This window comes from gamma proteobacterium symbiont of Axiagastus rosmarus, from assembly GCF_059730925.1.
On the sequence record NZ_AP035925.1, the window covers coordinates 1,096,005 to 1,115,147 of the forward strand.

At 53.1% G+C, this 19,143-nt stretch carries 19 protein-coding genes and 1 pseudogene; 7 read left to right on the top strand and 13 right to left on the bottom strand.

Annotation, left to right across the window (positions count from 1 at the left end; all coding sequences use genetic code 11):
* Positions 1-36: 36 nt before the first annotated feature.
* The 5 genes from AC6I8F_RS05005 to AC6I8F_RS05025 are packed head-to-tail and all read right to left on the bottom strand — an operon-like array spanning position 37 to position 4,992.
* Complete coding sequence (locus AC6I8F_RS05005) at positions 37-702, bottom strand: ABC transporter ATP-binding protein (protein WP_498028583.1); 666 nt, start codon at positions 700-702, stop codon at positions 37-39.
* Positions 695-1,528, bottom strand: coding sequence for an ABC transporter ATP-binding protein (locus tag AC6I8F_RS05010; RefSeq protein WP_058781693.1), 834 nt, complete (start codon positions 1,526-1,528; stop codon positions 695-697). The genes AC6I8F_RS05005 and AC6I8F_RS05010 overlap by 8 nt, the downstream gene beginning before the upstream one ends.
* The gene (locus AC6I8F_RS05015) at positions 1,518-2,375 is read right to left on the bottom strand and encodes an ABC transporter permease (protein ID WP_031279350.1); all 858 of its coding nucleotides are present in this window, start codon (positions 2,373-2,375) and stop codon (positions 1,518-1,520) included. The genes AC6I8F_RS05010 and AC6I8F_RS05015 overlap by 11 nt, the downstream gene beginning before the upstream one ends.
* Positions 2,372-3,424 carry an ABC transporter permease gene (locus AC6I8F_RS05020; protein WP_021506482.1) on the bottom strand — a complete coding sequence of 351 codons (1,053 nt, stop codon included), beginning with the start codon at positions 3,422-3,424 and terminating at the stop codon, positions 2,372-2,374. Before AC6I8F_RS05020 ends, AC6I8F_RS05015 begins: the two co-directional genes overlap by 4 nt.
* The gene (locus AC6I8F_RS05025) at positions 3,424-4,992 is read right to left on the bottom strand and encodes an ABC transporter substrate-binding protein (protein WP_059009972.1); all 1,569 of its coding nucleotides are present in this window, start codon (positions 4,990-4,992) and stop codon (positions 3,424-3,426) included. Before AC6I8F_RS05025 ends, AC6I8F_RS05020 begins: the two co-directional genes overlap by 1 nt.
* A 751-nt stretch (positions 4,993-5,743) precedes the next feature.
* Here AC6I8F_RS05025 and mgtA point away from each other — a divergent pair.
* A complete protein-coding gene (gene mgtA, locus AC6I8F_RS05030; protein WP_349844258.1) occupies positions 5,744-8,467 on the top strand; it encodes a magnesium-translocating P-type ATPase in 2,724 nt (907 codons plus the stop codon).
* Positions 8,468-8,626: 159 nt separating this feature from the next.
* Positions 8,627-9,304, top strand: a complete 678-nt coding sequence (locus AC6I8F_RS05035; protein WP_058770884.1) for an SDR family oxidoreductase — start codon at positions 8,627-8,629, stop codon at positions 9,302-9,304.
* Between the two features lie 37 nt (positions 9,305-9,341).
* Here the strand turns inward: AC6I8F_RS05035 and AC6I8F_RS05040 are convergent, their stop codons facing one another.
* The 4 genes from AC6I8F_RS05040 to AC6I8F_RS05055 all read right to left on the bottom strand — a co-directional run bounded on the left by AC6I8F_RS05040 (position 9,342) and on the right by AC6I8F_RS05055 (position 11,563).
* Positions 9,342-9,998, bottom strand: coding sequence for an epoxyqueuosine reductase QueH (locus AC6I8F_RS05040; RefSeq protein WP_031279356.1), 657 nt, complete (start codon positions 9,996-9,998; stop codon positions 9,342-9,344).
* A 209-nt stretch (positions 9,999-10,207) separates the two neighbouring features.
* The gene (locus AC6I8F_RS05045) at positions 10,208-10,393 is read right to left on the bottom strand and encodes a YegP family protein (RefSeq protein WP_021506487.1); all 186 of its coding nucleotides are present in this window, start codon (positions 10,391-10,393) and stop codon (positions 10,208-10,210) included.
* 191 nt (positions 10,394-10,584) lie between these two features.
* The gene (locus AC6I8F_RS05050) at positions 10,585-11,064 is read right to left on the bottom strand and encodes a hypothetical protein (RefSeq protein ID WP_498028584.1); all 480 of its coding nucleotides are present in this window, start codon (positions 11,062-11,064) and stop codon (positions 10,585-10,587) included.
* A gap of 145 nt (positions 11,065-11,209) precedes the next feature.
* A complete protein-coding gene (locus AC6I8F_RS05055) occupies positions 11,210-11,563 on the bottom strand; it encodes a KPN_00521 family repetitive protein (RefSeq protein ID WP_021506488.1) in 354 nt (117 codons plus the stop codon).
* Between the two features lie 449 nt (positions 11,564-12,012).
* On the opposite strand from AC6I8F_RS05055, the gene AC6I8F_RS05060 reads away from it, so the two are divergent.
* Positions 12,013-12,402, top strand: coding sequence for a hypothetical protein (locus AC6I8F_RS05060; RefSeq protein ID WP_498028585.1), 390 nt, complete (start codon positions 12,013-12,015; stop codon positions 12,400-12,402).
* 105 nt (positions 12,403-12,507) lie between these two features.
* On the opposite strand, the gene AC6I8F_RS05065 is transcribed toward AC6I8F_RS05060, so the two are convergent.
* Positions 12,508-13,422 carry an AraC family transcriptional regulator gene (locus AC6I8F_RS05065; RefSeq protein WP_498028785.1) on the bottom strand — a complete coding sequence of 305 codons (915 nt, stop codon included), beginning with the start codon at positions 13,420-13,422 and terminating at the stop codon, positions 12,508-12,510.
* Positions 13,423-13,652: 230 nt separating this feature from the next.
* Between AC6I8F_RS05065 and AC6I8F_RS05070 the strand changes: the two genes are divergently transcribed.
* The 4 genes and pseudogenes from AC6I8F_RS05070 (at position 13,653) to AC6I8F_RS05085 (ending at position 15,921) form a co-directional block, all read left to right on the top strand.
* On the top strand, positions 13,653-14,408 hold the full coding sequence (locus AC6I8F_RS05070; protein ID WP_498008050.1) for an SDR family NAD(P)-dependent oxidoreductase: 756 nt from the start codon (positions 13,653-13,655) through the stop codon (positions 14,406-14,408).
* A gap of 68 nt (positions 14,409-14,476) precedes the next feature.
* Complete coding sequence (locus tag AC6I8F_RS05075; RefSeq protein WP_498028586.1) at positions 14,477-14,905, top strand: tautomerase family protein; 429 nt, start codon at positions 14,477-14,479, stop codon at positions 14,903-14,905.
* 264 nt (positions 14,906-15,169) lie between these two features.
* Positions 15,170-15,628: pseudogene (locus AC6I8F_RS05080) on the top strand (STM2901 family protein).
* The gene (locus AC6I8F_RS05085; RefSeq protein ID WP_498028587.1) at positions 15,622-15,921 is read left to right on the top strand and encodes a DUF1493 family protein; all 300 of its coding nucleotides are present in this window, start codon (positions 15,622-15,624) and stop codon (positions 15,919-15,921) included. Before AC6I8F_RS05080 ends, AC6I8F_RS05085 begins: the two are co-directional and overlap by 7 nt.
* Positions 15,922-16,442: 521 nt before the next feature.
* Here AC6I8F_RS05085 and AC6I8F_RS05090 read toward each other — a convergent pair.
* The 3 genes from AC6I8F_RS05090 to AC6I8F_RS05100 form a co-directional block, all read right to left on the bottom strand.
* The gene (locus AC6I8F_RS05090; RefSeq protein WP_498028588.1) at positions 16,443-17,534 is read right to left on the bottom strand and encodes a hypothetical protein; all 1,092 of its coding nucleotides are present in this window, start codon (positions 17,532-17,534) and stop codon (positions 16,443-16,445) included.
* Between the two features lie 219 nt (positions 17,535-17,753).
* Positions 17,754-18,584 (bottom strand): DUF5677 domain-containing protein, encoded by an 831-nt coding sequence (locus AC6I8F_RS05095; protein WP_498028589.1) that lies wholly within the window; start codon positions 18,582-18,584, stop codon positions 17,754-17,756.
* Positions 18,585-18,691: 107 nt separating this feature from the next.
* Positions 18,692-19,048 (bottom strand): hypothetical protein, encoded by a 357-nt coding sequence (locus AC6I8F_RS05100; protein WP_498028590.1) that lies wholly within the window; start codon positions 19,046-19,048, stop codon positions 18,692-18,694.
* Positions 19,049-19,143: the final 95 nt, after the last annotated feature.

Sequence of the window (19,143 nt, forward strand, 5' to 3'; positions counted from 1 at the left end):
TCGGGATAAACCGCGCCGCGTTGCGCTCATGCCATGCTAACCAACAATCCGGCCCTGCGCCATGCGCGCGGCACGATCGCACATATGATCGATCACGTCAGGATCGTGGCTGACCAGCACCATCGTCAGGCCATCATTCTGTTTGAGATCGTTAAGCAGATTCAGGATCTCGGCCTGCACAGACATATCCAGCGCCGACGTCGGCTCATCCAGCAGCAGGATCTTAGGCTCCAGCAGCAGGGCGCGCACGATGGCCACGCGCTGACGCTGTCCGCCGGACAGCTGATGTGGATAGCGATCCGCCAGCGCCGGATCCAGCCCGACATGGCGGAAGCCCGCGTTGATGCGATCGTCGATGTTATCGCGTCGCAGCAGCTTAAGCGGTTCCGCCAGCGTGCGGCGCAGCCGGTGGCGCGGATGCAGCGATGCGTAGGGATCCTGAAACACCATCTGCACATCGCGCCGCTGCTGGCCGGTAAAGGGTTTGCCCGGCTGCACGGCGGTATTCGCCAGCGTCATCTGGCCGCGCCAGTGCGGATTCAGTCCGGCCATTACCCACAGCAGCGAGGATTTACCGCAGCCGGAAGGCCCCACCAGACCGAAACACTCGCCGGCTGCCACCTGCAGGTTCACATCGTGCACCACGGTGCGCAGTTCATAACCCTGTTTGTGCGAGACGCTCAGGTTGGCTAATTCAATCATGCATCTTCTCCAGCGCCGCGCGATCCAGCACCGGCAGGCGTTCGCCGTGCGTCGCTTTACCCGGACGGCAGGCCCACAGCGTGCGGGTGTAAGGATGGCTGGCGTCTGACAGCTGCGCCGCCGGCAGCGTGTCCAGCAGGCGGCCTTTGTACATCACCATCACCCGCTGACAGTGCTCGGAAACCTGTTGCAGATCGTGACTGATCAGCAGCAGGCCCATATTGCGCTGCTCCACCAGGCGACGAATCAACGCCAGCACCTGATCGCGCATGGCGTGATCGAGCGCCGAGGTCGGCTCATCGGCAATCAGCAGATCGGGATCGGTAATCAGTGCGATCGCCAGCATCACGCGCTGGCCCATGCCGCCGGAGAGCTGATGCGGATAGCGCTTCATCAGCTGGCGCGGATCGGGCAGGCCCACCGCGTCCAGCATCTCGCACACTTTCTCTTTGCGCTCGGCACGGCTCAGCTTGCGGTGCAGCACCAGCGGCTCTTCAACCTGCCAGCCAATGGTGCGCGTCGGGTTGAGCGCGTATTTCGGATCCTGCATGACCATCGCCACTTTGCCGCCGCGCAGGCCAATCCAGTCGCGCTCGCGCAGGTGCAGGGCGTCTGCGCCCGCCACCTGCAGCCGGTCAGCCTGCAGCTGCAGCGCGGGCGACAGCAGGCCCATCAGCGCACGCGCGGTCAGGGATTTGCCCGAGCCGGATTCGCCGACCAGCGCCACGCGTTCGCGGCCGAGAGTAAAGCTGATGTTATCCACCAGCAGCGCGTCGTGGCTGCGGATCGTCAGCCCCTGCGCATCAATTAACAGATCATTTGGCATGGCGGGTATCCAGTCGGTCACGCAGGCCGTCGCCTGTCAGGTTAAACGCCAGGCTGGCGAACAGAATGGCTGCGCCGGGTGCTGCCGCCACCCACCATTGGTCGAAAATCACTTTACTGCCTTCTGCTACCATCGAGCCCCATTCGGCGGTTGGCGGCTGCACGCCCATGCCGAGGAAGCCCAGCCCGGCGGCAGAAAGAATAATCCCGCCGAGGCTCAGCGCGGCACGCACCACGGCGGTCGGCAGGCAGAGCGGCAGAATGTGGCCAAACATCAGGCGCAGGCCGGTAATGCCCTGCATGCGCGCGGCGGCGAGGTAATCGCTGCGGCGCAATGCCAGGGTTTCCGCGCGTGCCTGCCGGGCAAACGGCGGCCAGCTGGTGAGCGCCAGCGCCAGTGCGCCGTTCATCAGGCCCGGACCCAGCATTGCCACCAGCGCCAGCGCAATCACCAGGTTGGGCAGCGACAGAAAAATATCGGTGATGCGCATCAGCACGCGTTCGGTCCAGCCGCCGACGTAGCCGGCGGTGATGCCGACTAACAGGCCAACCGGGATGGTCAGCACCAGGATCAGCGACACCAGCAGCAGCGTCGGACGTGCGCCGTAAATCACGCGCGACAATAAATCGCGGCCGAAGCCGTCGGTGCCGAACCAGTGCAGCGCCGACGGTGCCAGCAGACGCTGTTCAATCACCTGCGCGTTAGGATCAAACGGCGCCAGCAGCGGCGCCAGCAGCGCCATGGCCACCAGCACGATCACCAGCGTCAGGCCGATGGTCAGCGAAGTGATACGCGCCCGGCGCCGGCGCGGGCGCACGGTTTCCAGTTCATGAAGTTGTTGAGTCATCGGGTTCTCGGATCGGTTAACCAGGTGAGGGCGTCGGCCACGGCATTGAGCAGGATAAAGCAGCTGCCAATCAGCAACGTAGCGCCGAGAATCGCCGGAACATCCGCGGAAAACAGCGCGTTGGTCATATAGCGACCGACGCCCGGCCAGGCGAATACGGTTTCCGTCAGCACGGACCCTTCCAGCAGCGTGGCGTAGGAGAGGGCGATAACGGTGATCAGCGTGCCCAGCACGTTGGGGAAAATATGACGCAGCAGAATGCGCGCCCGGCCAGCGCCTTTCGCGCGCGCCAGCACCACATACTCTTTGCTGCTCTCTTCCAGCAGTGCCGCGCGCAGCAGGCGCGTAATGCCTGCCATCGCCAGCAGGCCGAGAATCACCACCGGCAGCCACAGATGGGCAATCGCGTTGCGAAACATTTCCGCATCGCCGGAGAGCCAGCTATCAATCAGTACAAAGCCGGTCTTCGGTTCGAGGGTATAAATCCAGATATCATCCAGCTGGCCCGGACCGGCGGACCAGTGCAGCACGGCGTAAAACAGCAGCAGGCCCAGCAGGCCGAGCCAGAACACCGGCACCGAGTAGCCCAGCAGCGAGATAAAGCGCGCCACGTTATCAATGACGCTGCCCGGTTTCCACGCCGCCAGCAGCGCGAGCGTCACGCCGAACACCGCAGCGAAAATCATCGAACAGGTCGCCAGCTCAAGCGTGGCGGGGAAGGTGCGCATCAGGTCGGCGCTGACTGGCTGATTGGTCAGGTGCGACAGGCCGAGATTGCCCTGCGCCAGATGGCTGATATAGCGCCAGAACTGCACCAGCACCGGCTGATCCAGCCCCAGGTCGTGACGCACCTGAGCATAGGTGGCCTCGCTGGCGTGATCGCCGGCGATTTGTTGTACCGGGTCGACTGGCGACAGGTGCGACAGCATGAAAGTAAACGCTAACAAACCCACCAGCGTCACCAGCAGCGACAGCAGACTGGTGACGAGGCGGCTGAAGCGCTGCCAGAGTGGCCGGGCGAACCCGGCCGATGACGCTGACGCTGCCATTACTTCGAAACCTGCGCGTAATACACCATGTCCGGGTTGATCCCCTGCACATAGCCCTGGAGATTGTCGCGCAGCGCAATCAGGTTACGCGCCTGCAGGCCAATCACGTACGGCGAGTTCTTCAGCACTTCACGCTGCATCGCCTGATAAAGCGCAACGCGCTTATTGCTGTCGGCTTCGGCCGTCGCCGCCAGCGTCTGTTTGCTCAGCTCCGGAATGTGCCAGTCTGAACGGTAAGCAATGGTTTTGCTGCCATCTTCCGGATTGTATGCGAAGGACGCGGCGTTGGTGTTCGGGTCGAAATAATCCGCGCCCCAGGCGTTGAGCGTAGCTTCATACTGATGCGCCTTCACGCGGGTGGAGACTTCAGAGCTTAAGCCCGGCTGCACTTCCACCTTCACGCCGCCTTTGGCGAAGCTGCCCTGCAGCGCCTGCGCGATATCAAGGTACGGCGGCTGATTGCTGGTGGAGAGCTTAAAGCTGACGTTGGTCAGGCCGGCCTTCTGCAGAATCGCTTTGGCTTTCTCTGGATCGTAGCTGTAAGGCGTGTCGTTCAGCGCACCGGGGAAACCCTTCGGCAGGAAGGTCTGGTGCACTTCAAACTGGCCTTTCAGCAGGTCATTGGCGATACCTTTATAGTCGAACAGGTAACGTGCCGCTTCCCACAGCGCCGGGTTCTTCAGTACCGGACTGGCGCCGACGTTGAACTGAATGTAGTAGAGCGACGCCATCGGAATCGCTTCGGTCTTCACGCCGGCTTTGCCCTTCAGCGCAGCGATCTGGTCAGCACCGAGGTTACGCGCGATATCGACATCGCCCTGTTCCAGCAGCAGACGGCGCGCTGCCGGCTCCGGCACGTTTTTGATCAGAATGTTTTTCAGCTTCGGTGCACCGGCCGGTGAGGTCGGGTTGGCGCTGAGCAGTATCGCTTCATGCAGCACCACTTTGCGAATCTGGAACGGGCCGCTGCCGGCCGAGTGGGTGCCGAGCCACGCGTGGCCGAAATCACCGTTTTTGGCGTTGGCCTGCGCGGTTTTTTCATCAACGATCGAGGAGACCGGCGCGGACAGCAGGCTCAGCACATAGGCCGGGCTGACGTTGGCGCTCCAGCTAATCTGTACGTGGTCTTCATCGACCTTTTTCAGGAAGCTGTCGACGTTGTCTTTGTTCCAGCCGAGCTGGGTCAGAATAAAGGACGGATCGAGGTTGAGTTTCACCACGCGGCCCAGCGAGAAGATGACATCTTCCGGGCGCAGCGGGTTACCGCTGGCGAATTTCGCGTCTTTGCGCAGCGCAAACGTCAGGCTGCGGTTATCGCTGCCCGGCTGCCACGACGTGGCCAGCGTTGGCTTAAGATCGGTCGGATTGGCCGGATCGGACTGCACCAGGCGCTGATAAATGTTAGTGAACGCTTGCACCGTGGTCAGTTCAAAGCCCTGGGCCGGATCAAAGCTGTCCGCATCATCCGTAGACTGCGCAATCACCAGCGTATCTTTCGGCGTGGCGGCCTGCGCAGAGAAGGCGGCTACCAGCGACAGCGCCAGCAGTGAGGGAATAATTTTTTTCATGTTGTTTCCTTGCCTTAAAAAAGTAACGCGAGTTTACGAGAGCGTTACAGTGAAGAATAGTCAATTTATGGCTATGCATATGCCGTAAGGTTCTAAGCGGTGCGCTTCAGTTATAAGCAAGAGGGCGTAACGCGATCGGATTAATCTGGCGCACCTTATTCCCGCGCGTTTTATCAACCAAATCGCAACGAAAATTAAATCAACCTGAACCCCAGGATAATTAACTTTACTTCGCTTTTCGCCCTCCTATAATAGCCGCAACTTCACACAGGAGAATTCAGTTGGACAGTCACCCTTATCGATGGCAATACAAGGCAAGCTGACGCGCGAATTCTTTTTTCGCTGCTTGCCAACATGGCGGGCAGCAATCCTCACCTGTTTCTGATGATTGTTCCCTGATAATGACACCACAGCGGGCTGATGCCCGTGGGAATAGCATCATGCACATGATTTTAAACGCACTTTTTCCTCCACCTCGATGCGCGCGCTGATCTTCAGCGTGCTGAGCTTCCCTGCGCGTTAAGCCGCTTCAGGCTGCTGCTGCGCGCAGCGTTATCCAGGATTATGTTATTTCACTCGTTATTCAGCGAGCGACTTTCTTCGCCCATTATTTCCGGGAGGTAATATGGAAATTCCCGACAGGTTATTTTTAATTTAATCCGGTCACGCCGTGACAATTAATGTTTTCGACTTGTGCGCCTGGCGCGCAGGGATCGTTATTGCCGTAAAAAAATAAACGAGGAATGTCATCATGACTGACATGAAACTCAACCAGGAAAAAAAAGCCTGGAACACCGTGCGTCCGGCACGTCAGAAAACCGCACGCTATCTGATTGAAGACGAAGCCGCTTTTACCGCCGACGAAACGCTGCTGCGCCTGCGCAGCGATGCGCTGGGGCTGGTCGAACGCGAAGCGGAAGCGCGGCTGCAGATTTATGGTCGTAATCAGGTAGAGCATGATAAAGCGCCACCGGCGCTGGTACAGCTGATCCAGGCTTTTAATAATCCGTTCATCTATGTGCTGCTGGCGCTGGCGCTGGTGAGCTTTTTCACCGACTACTGGATGCCGCTGCGCCATGGCGAGGAGACCGATCTGACCGGTGTCATCATCATTGTGACGATGGTAACGCTCAGCGGTTTGCTGCGCTTCTGGCAGGAGTTTCGCACCAACAAAGCGGCACAGGCGCTGAAATCGATGGTGCGCACCACCGCCACCGTGCTGCGCCGGGAATCGGTACAGCAGGCGCCGCAGAAACAGGAAGTGGACATCACCAGCCTGGTGCCCGGCGACATTATCTATCTCTCGGCGGGCGATCTGGTACCCGCCGATGTGCGGCTGCTCGACTCACGCGATCTGTTTATCAGTCAGGCGATTCTGACCGGCGAATCGCTGCCGGTGGAGAAATATGACGTCACCGGTCACGTGGCCAGCAAGCAGGCCAGCGCCAGCGACAAAGATGCATCGCTGCTGGAGCTGGGCAGCGTATGCCTGATGGGCACTAATGTCTCCAGCGGCAGCGCCAAAGCGGTGGTGGTGGCGACCGGCGGGGAAACTTACTTCGGCAGCCTGGCGAAATCGATTGTTGGTAACCGCACACAAACCGCTTTCGATCGCGGCGTGAACAGCGTCAGCTGGCTGCTGATTCGCTTCATGCTGGTGATGGTGCCGGTGGTGCTGCTGATTAACGGTCTGACCAAAGGCGACTGGCTGGATGCTGCGTTGTTCGCGCTGGCGGTGGCGGTGGGGCTGACGCCGGAAATGCTGCCGATGATTGTCAGCTCGAATCTGGCCAAAGGGGCGATTGCCATGTCGCGCCGAAAAGTGATCGTCAAACGCCTGAACGCGATCCAGAACCTCGGCGCCATGGACATTCTGTGTACCGACAAAACCGGCACGCTGACACAGGACAACATTATCCTCGAGCACCATCTCGATTGTGCCGGGGTAGAGAATTCGCGCGTCCTGATGCTGAGCTGGCTCAACAGCCATTACCAGAGCGGCACGCCTAACCTGATGGACCGCGCCATCCTGCGTTACGGCAAAGGACGCATCAGCGCGGACATGAGCGACTACTACAGCAAAGTGGATGAGCTGCCGTTTGATTTTGTGCGTCGTCGCGTTTCAGTGGTGGTGCGTGACCGCCGCCTCAACCAGCAGATGCTGATCTGTAAGGGCGCGGTCGAGGAGATGCTGAGCATTGCCAGCGCCGAACGCGAAGGCAAACTGATTCAGCCGCTCAATGAGACCCGTCGCGCGGAGCTGCTGGCGCTGGCGCATCAGTACAATCAGCAGGGCTTCCGCGTACTGCTGGTGGCCAGCCGTGCGCTGGCGGAGCCGGGCCTGCAACAGGCGCTGAGCGTTGCAGATGAGCAGGGGCTGACCATTGAAGGGCTGCTGACCTTCCTCGATCCGCCGAAGGAAAGCGCGGCGAAGGCAATCACCGCGCTCAATGATAACGGCGTAACGGTCAAAGTGCTGACCGGCGATAATCCAGTGGTGACGGCGCGCATCTGTCAGCAGGTGGGCATCGACTGTGGCGAGATCCTCACCGGCGAGGCGATTGCCGCGATGAGCGATGAGCAACTGGCGCAGGCCGCGGCGCGCAGCTCGGTGTTTGCCAAACTGACGCCGCTGCAGAAGTCACGCATTCTGCGTGCGCTGCAGCAGCAGGGCCATACGGTGGGTTTTCTCGGTGACGGCATTAATGATGCGCCGGCGCTGCGGGACGCCGATGTGGGGATCTCGGTCGACAGCGCGGCGGACATCGCCAAAGAGTCTTCTGACATCATCCTGCTGGAAAAGGATTTAATGGTGCTGGAAGAGGGCGTGATGAAGGGGCGCGAGACGTTCGGCAACATCATCAAGTACCTGAACATGACCGCCAGTTCGAACTTCGGCAATGTGTTCTCGGTGCTGGTGGCGAGCGCGTTCATTCCGTTCCTGCCGATGCTGGCGATTCACCTGCTGATTCAGAACCTGATGTACGATCTGTCACAGCTGGCGCTGCCGTGGGACAAAATGGATCGCGAGTTCCTGCGCAAACCACGCAAATGGGACGCGCGCAACATCAAACGCTTTATGCTGTGGATTGGGCCAACGTCGTCAATTTTTGACATCACCACCTTTGCGCTGATGTGGTACGTGTTCGCGGCGAATACCCCAGCGATGCAGTCACTGTTCCAGTCCGGCTGGTTTGTGGAAGGGCTGCTGTCGCAGACGCTGGTGGTGCACATGCTGCGCACGCGCAAAATTCCGTTTATCCAGAGCCGCGCGGCGCTGCCGGTGCTGCTGACCACTGCCTGCGTAATGATTGCCGGCATTCTGCTGCCGTTCTCGCCGCTCGGCGCAATGGTCGGCCTGGTGCCGCTGCCATGGAGCTATTTCCCGTGGCTGCTGGCCACGCTGCTCGGTTACTGCCTGGTGGCGCAGGGCATGAAAACGCTGTACATCAAGCGCTTTGGCCAGTGGTTCTGAGTGCAGGAGGCGTCATGAAACAACGCAACCTGGATAAAACGGTGTGCCACCTGCTGATAATTATGGTGGTCATCGTCGTGCTAACGTTAGTGTTCCGGTAAGGACAACAGGGCAGGGTATCCTGCCCTTTTTCGTGGCACACCAACCAGCGAGAGACAGATGAGCCAACAACAGCGAGCATTGATTATTGGGGCGTCAAAAGGCATTGGCCTGGCCGTGGTGCAGCAACTGCTGCAGGCGGGCTGGCAGGTGACCGCCACCTACCGTTCCACGGCGGTTTCGTTTCAGCATCCGCAGCTGCAGTGGCTGGCGCTGGATATCACCGATGGCGCGCAGCGTGACGCGCTGGTCCGGCAGCTCGGCGACGCACCCTTTGATTGCATCCTGATCAACGCCGGGATTCTCGGCCCGCACGCGTCACAGCTGCGCGACGTGGACGATGTGCAGCTCAGCGAGCTGTTCTTCACCAATGCGGTGGCGCCGGTGCGCCTGGCGGAGAGCCTGCTGCCACTGCTGCGCGATAAACAGAGCGTGCTGGGCCTGACCACGTCGCGTCTCGCCAGCCTCAACGAGAACCGTGACGCGGCGATGCCGTTCTACGCAGCCAGCAAAGCGGCGCTGAATATGCTGAGTCGCGCGCTGGCGACGCAGATGCACCAGCAGGGCAGCACGCTGCTGTCACTGCATCCGGGCTGGGTAAAAACCGACATGGGCGGTGAGGGCGCGGATATCAGCGTCACCGAGAGTGCGCAGGGCATGGTCACGCAACTGCAGCAGTTTAGCGGGCGTGGTGGCCATCATTACGTGGATTACCGCGGCCAGCTGCTGAACTGGTAATGCTTAGCCTGCTGGTTAGCGCCAGCAGGTTTTTTTCTTACTCATCCGGCGAATAATACTGCACGCCGATTTCGATACGTTCGCGACCGCTCGCCACGCGGTGGCGGTTGGTATCGCGCAGCGAATAGATGCAGCCGCAATACTCCTGCTGATAGAAGCGCTCGCGCTTGCTGATCTCAATCATGCGCGACGAACCGCCACCTTTACGCCAGTTAAACTCCCAGTACAGCATATCCGGATAGCGCGCCGCCGCGCGTACGCCGCAGTCGTTGATTTGCTGCATATTCTTCCAGCGCGAAATGCCGAGTGAACTGGTGATCACCGGGAAGCCGTGTTCATGCGCGTACAGCGCGGTGCGCTCGAAGCGCATGTCGAAACACATGGTGCAGCGCACGCCGCGCTCCGGCTCCCACTCCATGCCACGCGCGCGCTCGAACCAGTTGTCTTTGTCGTAATCGGCATCAACGAAAGGCACGCCAAACTGCTCGGCAAAGCGGATGTTCTCCTCTTTGCGCAGCTCGTACTCTTTCAGCGGATGGATGTTCGGGTTGTAGAAGAAGATGGTGTAATCGATGCCGGAAGCCAGCATCGCTTCCATCACTTCTCCCGAGCAGGGAGCGCAGCAGGAGTGCAGCAGCACTTTATTGTGGCCATTCGGCAAGGGCAGCGGCTGGCGTTGAAATGTATCGGACATAAAGTTAATTAATGGTTAAGGGCGATGCGGCAAGTGTAGGGGCAAAGGCCGTCCGATGCAAAGCGCCGGTGGCGTTTTAGGGGGGCTGTGGTACTGCGTGGTACCCGCTTGCCGGAGATGCTTAGCGGCGCGATTGATCGCGTAAAACATTGCGCCGCTTGCAGGGTCAATGACCCACCTTCGCGCATCACTGCGCAGGCTGCGCGAGGTCAGGTCTCGTCGTGAATGGTGGTTGACGCACCGTTCTGCTGCACCGAGCGGATGCCGTTTTCCGCCGCCTGTTTAGAGCTGTACATCTCGCTGGTGGCGATGGTTTCGCCGTTGCTGGCTTTAAGCACAAACCAGTATTTCTGCGACAATGCTGTATCACTTTTTCTCAGTACGTAATATCCCATGTGCTTTTTCCTTGTGCCGGCACCCGATGGCCGGTTCGCTTACTATTCGCGCAGTCTGCTTATTAATCAATCACTGATTAGGAATTTGCCCGAATCCAGGAGCGGGATCGCAGCGTTTTGTATCAATCCGGTTGCTGGCAGGCACAAAAAAGGCCGCATCGCGGACTTTTGGGGTAATGAGTTCGTGTTTATCACGTGGGTAAAGCCGTGATGTTCATGAATCGGGTAAATGCTTTACTGCGGGACACACCTTTCGGATCGCTGAAAAATGGCAGCTGGAATTTCGGTGAATCTTCCAGTGTCAGGCTCCAGATATAATCACCGATAAAACGAAACTGAAGTGAATGGTCACTGATATGCAACTGCTCAAATGTGCCGGAGTTATACTCATTGCCAATAGTGACAATTTCCTGAATGCCCTGAGAGGAATCAATCAGCACAATAGTCAGTGATTCCTCGTAGAGCACGTCATCCGTGACAAACAGCACATAGCGGTTATCAGTGACTTTGACTGCTGCCTCAAGGATTTTTCCGGGGATGATTATGCCGGTAGAACTACCGCTGAGTAATACCTCTGATTTCGCCTGTTCGCGGTCCGTCGCGTGTTGCACTTCAACCAGAGATACATCATTAACTATTTGCATCAGCGCCAAATCCATCCCATTTGCCATGCCGCGAGAGCAGCTCCTGCAAATGAAATTTAACTAAGTTCGCTGCGGATTAATATGCTTATGATGTAAAAACGCCTGATGCAGTGCACCAGGCGTTTTTTTAATCAAATGAATGCAGAGCAATCGCTGTCTACATCAGAAGAAATTACTCAGAGACTTTCTTCTTCAGATCGCTGGCACCTTCTTTGGTTTTGTTCCAGCCTTTCTGCGCGCCTTCTTTGGTGGCGTCCCAACCTTTTTCAGTACCTTCTTTGGTGCTGTTCCAGGCTTTCTGCGAGTTTTCGCTCGCTTTGCTGGTCAGGCTATCGCTTTTGCCTTCGGCAGCATGTTTGGCTTTGAGCTGCTGCTCTTCACCCTGATGCTGCGCCTGATGCAGTTTCTCTTTCGCCGTATTGGCGCCCGCTTTGGCGTCAGCGACGGTTTCATCGGTTGCGTGTGTGGCGGCAAACGCCGTAGAAGTCAGAAGAATGGCGGATAACGCAATAATCGTCTTTTTCATAATATATTCCCTCATTAAGCATCATAAGTGTTATGAGCGTAGTTAAGAGTGGCACAGAGCGCAACGCAGGGCATTAGGAATAAACTGTAAGTGAATCGTACCGTTTCTGTGGGCGTTTCTGGCATAAATGCGCAGCCGTGTGCCGTAGGAGCCATGCATGCGTAATGCTGGCGCAACGCAGAGGATAAGGAAACGATGAGTGCTAAGTGCCATAGTCGGCTAGAGAAAAGGCGGGGCAGCAGCGCAAGCCTAAAAGTCGTGCGATTTTTTGTGCAGGTACTGGAAGTAAGACGTAAAAGACAGCTCGAATCTCGCCATAGCCGATCAGGCATGACTTTGATTGAGATTACCGAAGCCCTGAGCAGTAGGTTGATTGACTCAAAAGCTTCAAATAATGCAGACACGGTCATTATAATGTCTATCTGAGTCAGGCTAGGGAGGTAAGAATTATGGATGAAAAAACCAACAAGAAGTTGAAGAAGATTCAATCAAAAATTCGGGGTGATGATTTTAACAAGGCTGAGTTACTTAGTTTCAGAGCCGGTTATAAAGAGATAAATTCGGTTTTTACAAAGAAAATCACCTCGGATATTAACCTGCGTTCAGTCATCGCGATCTTATCCAATGAAGTGTCTTCAGTTGTCGTTATTTATCTTTATATACTGATCTTTTTAACGGCGGCTTTTTCTTTTGTCGGTGAAACAGAAGGTGCAGGATTATTTTTTGGCATGATAGGTATTGCTGCGGTAGAGCATTTCATTTACACGGCCAGGAAAAATAAGTTAGGACTCTTCACCCAAGTGAAGCTGGTTAATCTCTATATTAGAAGTGTTTTTTAAAAATCCTTCTTGTCACCCTCTCTCCGGAAACGACAGACTCGAATAATTTATTGCCTGTTTGAGACGTCGTTAACCGTGAATGTTGACACAGCATTGTGCGAAAAATCAACTGCGCCACGCAGGCTCACCAGACAGGGCTGAACGCTCGAGTGCGCGGGTTTCCCGAATATTCCGGGCTGGTGGTGAACCAAACAGCCGTGAATATTCACGGGTAAACTGCGTCACGCTCTCATATCCCACCGCATTAGCAGCAATGCCGATGGCTGTCCCTTCCGTCAGCATCAGTCTCCGCGCTTCAAGCAGGCGTAGCTGTTTCTGGAATTGCAGCGGGGTGAGCGTGGTGACATGGCGGAAATGCGTATGAAACACCGAGAGGCTCATACCGGCGGCGTCAGCGAGGGTTTTCATGCGCAGCGGTTGCGCATAATTGGCCCGAATGATCGCGACTGCCCGCGCAATCCGGCGGGCATGGCTGTCAGTGCTGCCGAGGGCACGCAGCGCACTGCCGTGCCGTCCTGACAATAGCCAGTAATGTAACTCCCGCACCAACTGGCTGCCCAGCACGGCGAGTGCGCGTGGCCTGCTGAGCATGTTCAGCAGACGCAAAGCGGCTTCTGCCACATCTTCTTCGATCTGATCAATGCTTACGGGCAAATCCGTAGCAGCCTCCAGCCCGACCATATTTGCCATCAGTTCACTAATTACCGCCGCATCCAGTTCCACGACCAGAGAATAATAAGGGGTGTCGGCACTGGCGCTGATAACCTGGCTCACGGTTGGCACATCCATGGTGATCAGCAAGGATTCACCCGCACCAAAATCAAAACGATCGCTGCCCATGGTTACGCGTTTGCTGCCTTGCAGCACCATTGCGATCAACGGCTTAGTGATCGCGAATTGCAACGCGGTAGGCGCGGTCTCGCGCAGAATGAACACCCCATCAACTGGCGTTGCAGCAACGCCCGCTCCGTTGTGGTGTTCATCAGCATAATGCCTTGCCGCCTGCAGCAAAGCCGCCATCCTCCCGGCAGATTGAAACTCGTCGTCCCCAGCAGGACGTTCCTCATACGAGTGAAGATGCTTTTTCATATTATCAGGCAATTAATTAATAATTTAAGATGCAGCCATTCTAGTAAATAAGGCATTAAATAAAAATATAAAAATAATCAGGCAATAATTAAAAATTATTGGGCAACCCTGGAAGTCTGTTGATTGTTAGAATCACTCTCCCACTATTGAGGAGATATTTCATGACAACCCTTTCTCTTGTAACTGGCGCCAGCCGGGGTCTTGGCCGTAATACCGCACTGAGCATTGCCCGCCATGGTGGTGATGTCATCGTGACTTATCGTACGGGTAAAGAGGCGGCGGATGCCGTGGTGAATGAAATTCAGGCGCTTGGCCGTAAGGCAGTTGCGCTGCAACTGGACACCAGCAACGTATCGTCCTTCCCGGGTTTCGTCGCCGCCGTGGGCAATATCCTGAAAGGTGACTGGGGACGCGACACGTTCGACCATCTGATCAACAACGCCGGGCATGGGGAAATGGCCGACTTTAGCGCAACCACGGAAGAGCAGTTCGACGCGTTATTTAACGTACACGTCAAAGGAGTGTTTTTTCTGACGCAGTCGCTGCTGCCGCTGCTGGTCGATGGCGGACGCATCGTCAACTTCTCTTCGGGGCTGACCCGCGTGTCGTTTCCGGGTTTCTCGGCCTACTCGGCTGCCAAGGGCGCCGTTGAAATTCTTTCCGTGTATATGGCGAAAGAACTGGGCAGCCGCGGCATCACCGTGAATACCGTAGCCCCGGGAGCGATTGAGACCGACTTTCTGGGTGGCGCGGTGCGTGACATCCCCGATTACAACCAGGCGTTTGCTGGCATGACCGCGCTGGGTCGCGTGGGCCTGCCTGATGACATCGGTCCGATGATTGCCAGCCTGCTGGGACCGGACAACCGCTGGGTCACCGGTCAGCGTATTGAAGTCTCCGGTGGGCAGTCAATTTAGTTGCCCGATGATGGATTCCGCCCGGTGCGGAATCCATCCTGTTCCCCTGATGCAATGAGATATATTTGATGCCTAAAATGATCATTCATGCGCCAGCAGGTACCTTTGATGCGGCTGAGCGTCAACAGGTTGCCAGAGATCTGACGCAGTTAGGACTTAATTGCGAGGCGCTGCCAGACTCCCCACTGGTTCGCAGTACGGTATGGACCTACTTTGCCGAATACTCTTCTGCTGCCGTCTTTATGGGAGAAAAACCCGCATGGTTGCCGGTTGTGTCCCTTCAGATATATGTCATCAAAGGTGGCCTGGATGAGGTAGCAAAGAAGAAGTTGATTGAGGGAGCGACCGCGATTCTGGATCGTCGTCCGTCAGGCACTTCTGTCGCGCCTGTCTATGTGGTGATACAGGAAATTGAAGAAGCAAACTGGGGCATATTCGGTCAGCAGGCCGATCTGGCAGCGCTTCGCGCCAGCGATGACAATGCTGAGGCGATTTGAAGGAAATATTTTTGATAGGGGTGGCAGGAAAGTCTCAGGGAATGGCGTGAAGATTACAGTGTTGCGGCTATTGAGTATGTCTGATGTTACTTACGCATGCTGAAGGAAAGATGTACATCAATATCAGATGTGATTGCCTGAGCTAAGCTGGCTGAGTTGACAATCGGCAGAGCATAAGAAGATAAGGGATAGAATGAAACAGGAATGGTAATTGCCCGGCCCTGGGTTTAAGATTTGACTCGTATAAAGCGAAAGGAGAAGGTAATGGATACCACCGAATAGCTAAATGGAACATACTTTTATGGTGGACTAACAAATCTCAGTGCGGGAGAATTATTCTTCTGGATTATGGTAGACGTAACCGCAGAACATTTCACTGGCGCGAAGGATGTTCTGGCGGCAGCAGCAATTTATAGCGGTCAGAACACTATAACCGTCAGAGGCAAGCTGGGTAATGCTACGCCCGGCACAAGTTATGCCTCAAAGTATTCAAGGAAACTGCTTAGGGATATTCAGCTCCCTTTCCGCTTACCTACCTGGATTCAAAATCCCGCAAATCCTTTTGAAGTTAAAAGAATAATGACATCAAAGCTTTCGACGTTTGTAGGGCGTGCTATTCCTGTGATTGGCTGGGTGATCCTGGCGGGCGATGTGGCGCAAATAGGTTATCAGTCTATGGTACGTTACAATCGCATTGTTACAGAGGAAGATAAGATATGGTAAGGCAGGATATTGAGCAGGCAGTTTATTCACTTCTGGCCGAGTACAATGGTAGAAGCCTTCTTACCTTTCGACGTTATCCTTTAAAGCATTCTACTGATTTGAATAAAGATTTTCGTATGGATCCTCTTGATGCCTATGAGCTACTTGAAAGGTATTCTGAAAGGTTTGGCATTGATCCCAAATCAATTAATTTTCAGCGATACTTTCCAGATGATTTCAGCGAAGCGCATAAGCCACTTACTGTTCAGCTCCTGATCGATTCTGCTGAAGCCGGGCGATGGCTGGATAAATGATCGAATATCTTAAGGTGTTTCGTTGTTGTGAGCCCTGGATTCAGACATTGACTATTACCAATTGACGTAGCGGTGAGTTGATGCGCATTCTGCAAATCGCTTTCAGGTCTGAAGGCCGCTTTTGAGCTGGCGGAATCTGAACAAACACCGCAAACTCATGTATTTGGGTGTTATTATCTAATTCAACTTTGTTCCGTGTACCTAAACGTGTACCAATTATTGGATCTCATACCCCGGAACGGCTGCGTTAGGATACCGAATGCTCGGCGCTAAATCCAAAATAAAATGATTTTAAGGAAAAGTGTTCACACTGTTCACTTTTGATTTTTGTCCTTTAAATTCATGATTTTAGATGGTGAATGGTTTGAGGAGGGATGTACACTAGTGTGCACTAAGGGTGATCACCTTAGCCAAGATGATAAGCGAGCGAAGCCACTGTGCATGATGCAAATTTTTCAGGCGTTACACATTGACAATGGTTCGCCTCGTTCTAGGGCGGACGCTATCCATACAACAGAGTGTCAATCCATAGAGGAAAGGTCATCTTTTTTATTTATGTTCGACTCATGCATAGAAGTAAAATCATGGTATCTTTTTTTTACTGAGCCTTCATCTTCATTAGGAAAAGCACCACTATTCGCCATTTTTATTAGCTCTTCTTCATTTGGTTCTTTAAATCCATTTTTTATGCAATGGCGGTCTAGCCATATTTTAGATATTGTATAAAATTTAACTAGCTCATCAGACTGATAATTTTCGTCGACATCTTTCCACCACAGACATACTGAAGATATAATGCGCCTTTGCATATCTAATATATATGCGCTTGGAGTCTGAGCAACTTCTGAAAATATGCATTCAATAATAACGTGGAAATAGTAAAGCAAATATGGCAATCTACTATATAAGTATGACCATTGTGAAAGCTTACTATTCCAATCAGAAAATATGAAATTCACGTTAAGCTTTTCAGTCTTGATGGCTTTATGTTCAGTGAAAAGATGCATGGCTAAATTACATATTCCATCAAAATTATCTTCATTATTCTTATCATATCTTAGTCGTGCTATATAATCCGCACTAAACCTCGGATCATCTCCTAGCAATGTTACTATGTTAGAAATCCGCCGTATATGACTCTCAATTCCCCCGGCATTCTTGGGGCGGAGTGTTAGAGGGTTTTCTGATAGTGATTTTGAAAATTCAATGCCATCCATGAATAATGATTCAATCAAGTAAAGAGTTTCTTGAATTGGCTTTCTTATCAACATGTATGTAATATTTAACTTTCCTTTCTCTGAGCACTTAAGTGCTTCGTATATACAATGTAGTGCATCAGATAAAACGGCTCGAAGAACGGTCGCCCTTATTAATTTTACTTTATCTTGAGATCTATCTTTAGCATCTAACAAATCAAAGATATTATTAGATGATTTGAGGAATTCTTCATCTTCATGAGAGATTTTTAGGGAGGTATTAAAAATACCTGCGGTCTCTCCAGACTTCAACGCCTGTAGCATAATGTCATGTATTAAAAAACACAGGTTGTGAGCAGATTGATACTTATCAGGCATGACTGCTTTGAAATTCATTCCATTCTTAGTTAAACCCATGCTTATTTCCAGCCTTCATTAATTAGTTGTAAATAAAATGATCTATGACTCACTAAGAGAAAATACCACAAATTAAGTGCATTATTATTTGGATTGTGACAAAAAGAGCAGGCCACATAGAATATGTCCGCTTCGTGCCAGAAGCAACCAATGTATGGAACAATACCTGACTCGCTTTCGAATCAATATAACTTTTTGATATTGTGTGATATTTTATCATTAGGTAGGCCCATAGAAGGCAGTTACTTCCTCTTTAAGTATGTGCCATCTTTCCGCAATTTTTGTTAGTTCAGGATTTCTAGCCATTACTGTTTTTGCATCGGGAAACAACTTTACGTAGGAAAATATAAAGTGTGAAATCACCATGCACAGTATTTGGCGCGCTCCACCTGCCAGCATTGCTTGTTGCTCAATACTCCTTGCATCTCTAATTTGTATAGCACTTATAAAGCTTGCATGAGAATGACCGCTTAAGTGATTATAAATATCATTGAAGTATCGTTGATGAATATCGGTCTTGTTATTGATGGCGTGCCAACCTCCCTTTGGTTTCCAATTTCCTTTTTCAATTTCTTTTTTTTGTTCGCGGTTGTTTGTATGAAAGTGTGGGTCGCGAGATATATCATTATAAAGTTCTTTTATAGACTCGGCTTCCTGTGAAAGAACATGTTTACTCTCTGGAGTATTTGCTAATAACTTGCTTCTATCGATAAGTCCGCCTCGGCACCAAAGCTTATGTCGATAAATAGACAAGCTTTCTTCTTGATTCACAAATATATAGTTAAAGGCTAAATATGATTCGATGGCAGCCCTTACGACTACAGCCACTGAGGAGTGATCGATATGAGAAAAAACCTGCCCCATGCCAAAATCAAAGCTAATTCCTGCGCTAATCTGCTGAGCTGTTGCAATATGTCTAAAAATTTTTATACTCAAAATTTGAGCATCATTTTTCCATTCATCCCCTAGAGGGAGTTGCTCACCATTTTTGGATTCTATTAAAAGAAAACATAAGCGCATGAGTTCGGAAAGGTCGGCGTCGCCACTCATAATTCACCGATAATAGAAAATAAATTTAATTTTTGCATAATAAATAACTAGTTTGATTCAAATATTGGCATCTTTGCATGGACTTAATGCGTGCGTCAGGTAAATAATCAATCTTTTTGTTCTCTTCTGCTGCCAGGGAGTCTTGCAGGAGCAGACCGAAGGTGCGTCTTAAACGCTCTATTTCCTCTAGATACTACATTGCCATTATGATCAGTCGTGACAATAGTATCTTTAATTATGTTTTTGTATCCATTTTCTATTTTATATTCAAAGGAAACAACATCCGATTTGAATACCCATTTTTGAGAGCCAAGCGCTAAAAAGCTAAACTTTTCACCTTCGATCTCCAAAACATGGGAATGTAGTGCTCTAGTATTACCGCCTCGGCTTGGAGGTCGTGATGACTCCTTGAGAAACATACCATACGAAGTGATTTTTTTGCTTTCTACTCGAAACGTTTCCATGAGATTCCTCAGTTTACTGTTGGATAACCAGCCTGCTTGCGAGTAAAGTTTTAGCACACGGGTTTGTGAAACCATCCCGGCATACCGACCGCGGC

Coding starts and splice junctions, on each gene's coding strand:
- AC6I8F_RS05005 (WP_498028583.1), bottom strand. CDS start 702: ATGATTGAATTAGCCAACCTGAGCGTCTCGCACAAACAGGGTTATGAA.
- AC6I8F_RS05010 (WP_058781693.1), bottom strand. CDS start 1,528: ATGCCAAATGATCTGTTAATTGATGCGCAGGGGCTGACGATCCGCAGC.
- AC6I8F_RS05015 (WP_031279350.1), bottom strand. CDS start 2,375: ATGACTCAACAACTTCATGAACTGGAAACCGTGCGCCCGCGCCGGCGC.
- AC6I8F_RS05020 (WP_021506482.1), bottom strand. CDS start 3,424: ATGGCAGCGTCAGCGTCATCGGCCGGGTTCGCCCGGCCACTCTGGCAG.
- AC6I8F_RS05025 (WP_059009972.1), bottom strand. CDS start 4,992: ATGAAAAAAATTATTCCCTCACTGCTGGCGCTGTCGCTGGTAGCCGCC.
- mgtA (WP_349844258.1), top strand. CDS start 5,744: ATGACTGACATGAAACTCAACCAGGAAAAAAAAGCCTGGAACACCGTG.
- AC6I8F_RS05035 (WP_058770884.1), top strand. CDS start 8,627: ATGAGCCAACAACAGCGAGCATTGATTATTGGGGCGTCAAAAGGCATT.
- AC6I8F_RS05040 (WP_031279356.1), bottom strand. CDS start 9,998: ATGTCCGATACATTTCAACGCCAGCCGCTGCCCTTGCCGAATGGCCAC.
- AC6I8F_RS05045 (WP_021506487.1), bottom strand. CDS start 10,393: ATGGGATATTACGTACTGAGAAAAAGTGATACAGCATTGTCGCAGAAA.
- AC6I8F_RS05050 (WP_498028584.1), bottom strand. CDS start 11,064: ATGGCAAATGGGATGGATTTGGCGCTGATGCAAATAGTTAATGATGTA.
- AC6I8F_RS05055 (WP_021506488.1), bottom strand. CDS start 11,563: ATGAAAAAGACGATTATTGCGTTATCCGCCATTCTTCTGACTTCTACG.
- AC6I8F_RS05060 (WP_498028585.1), top strand. CDS start 12,013: ATGGATGAAAAAACCAACAAGAAGTTGAAGAAGATTCAATCAAAAATT.
- AC6I8F_RS05065 (WP_498028785.1), bottom strand. CDS start 13,422: ATGGCGGCTTTGCTGCAGGCGGCAAGGCATTATGCTGATGAACACCAC.
- AC6I8F_RS05070 (WP_498008050.1), top strand. CDS start 13,653: ATGACAACCCTTTCTCTTGTAACTGGCGCCAGCCGGGGTCTTGGCCGT.
- AC6I8F_RS05075 (WP_498028586.1), top strand. CDS start 14,477: ATGCCTAAAATGATCATTCATGCGCCAGCAGGTACCTTTGATGCGGCT.
- AC6I8F_RS05085 (WP_498028587.1), top strand. CDS start 15,622: ATGGTAAGGCAGGATATTGAGCAGGCAGTTTATTCACTTCTGGCCGAG.
- AC6I8F_RS05090 (WP_498028588.1), bottom strand. CDS start 17,534: ATGGGTTTAACTAAGAATGGAATGAATTTCAAAGCAGTCATGCCTGAT.
- AC6I8F_RS05095 (WP_498028589.1), bottom strand. CDS start 18,584: ATGAGTGGCGACGCCGACCTTTCCGAACTCATGCGCTTATGTTTTCTT.
- AC6I8F_RS05100 (WP_498028590.1), bottom strand. CDS start 19,048: ATGGAAACGTTTCGAGTAGAAAGCAAAAAAATCACTTCGTATGGTATG.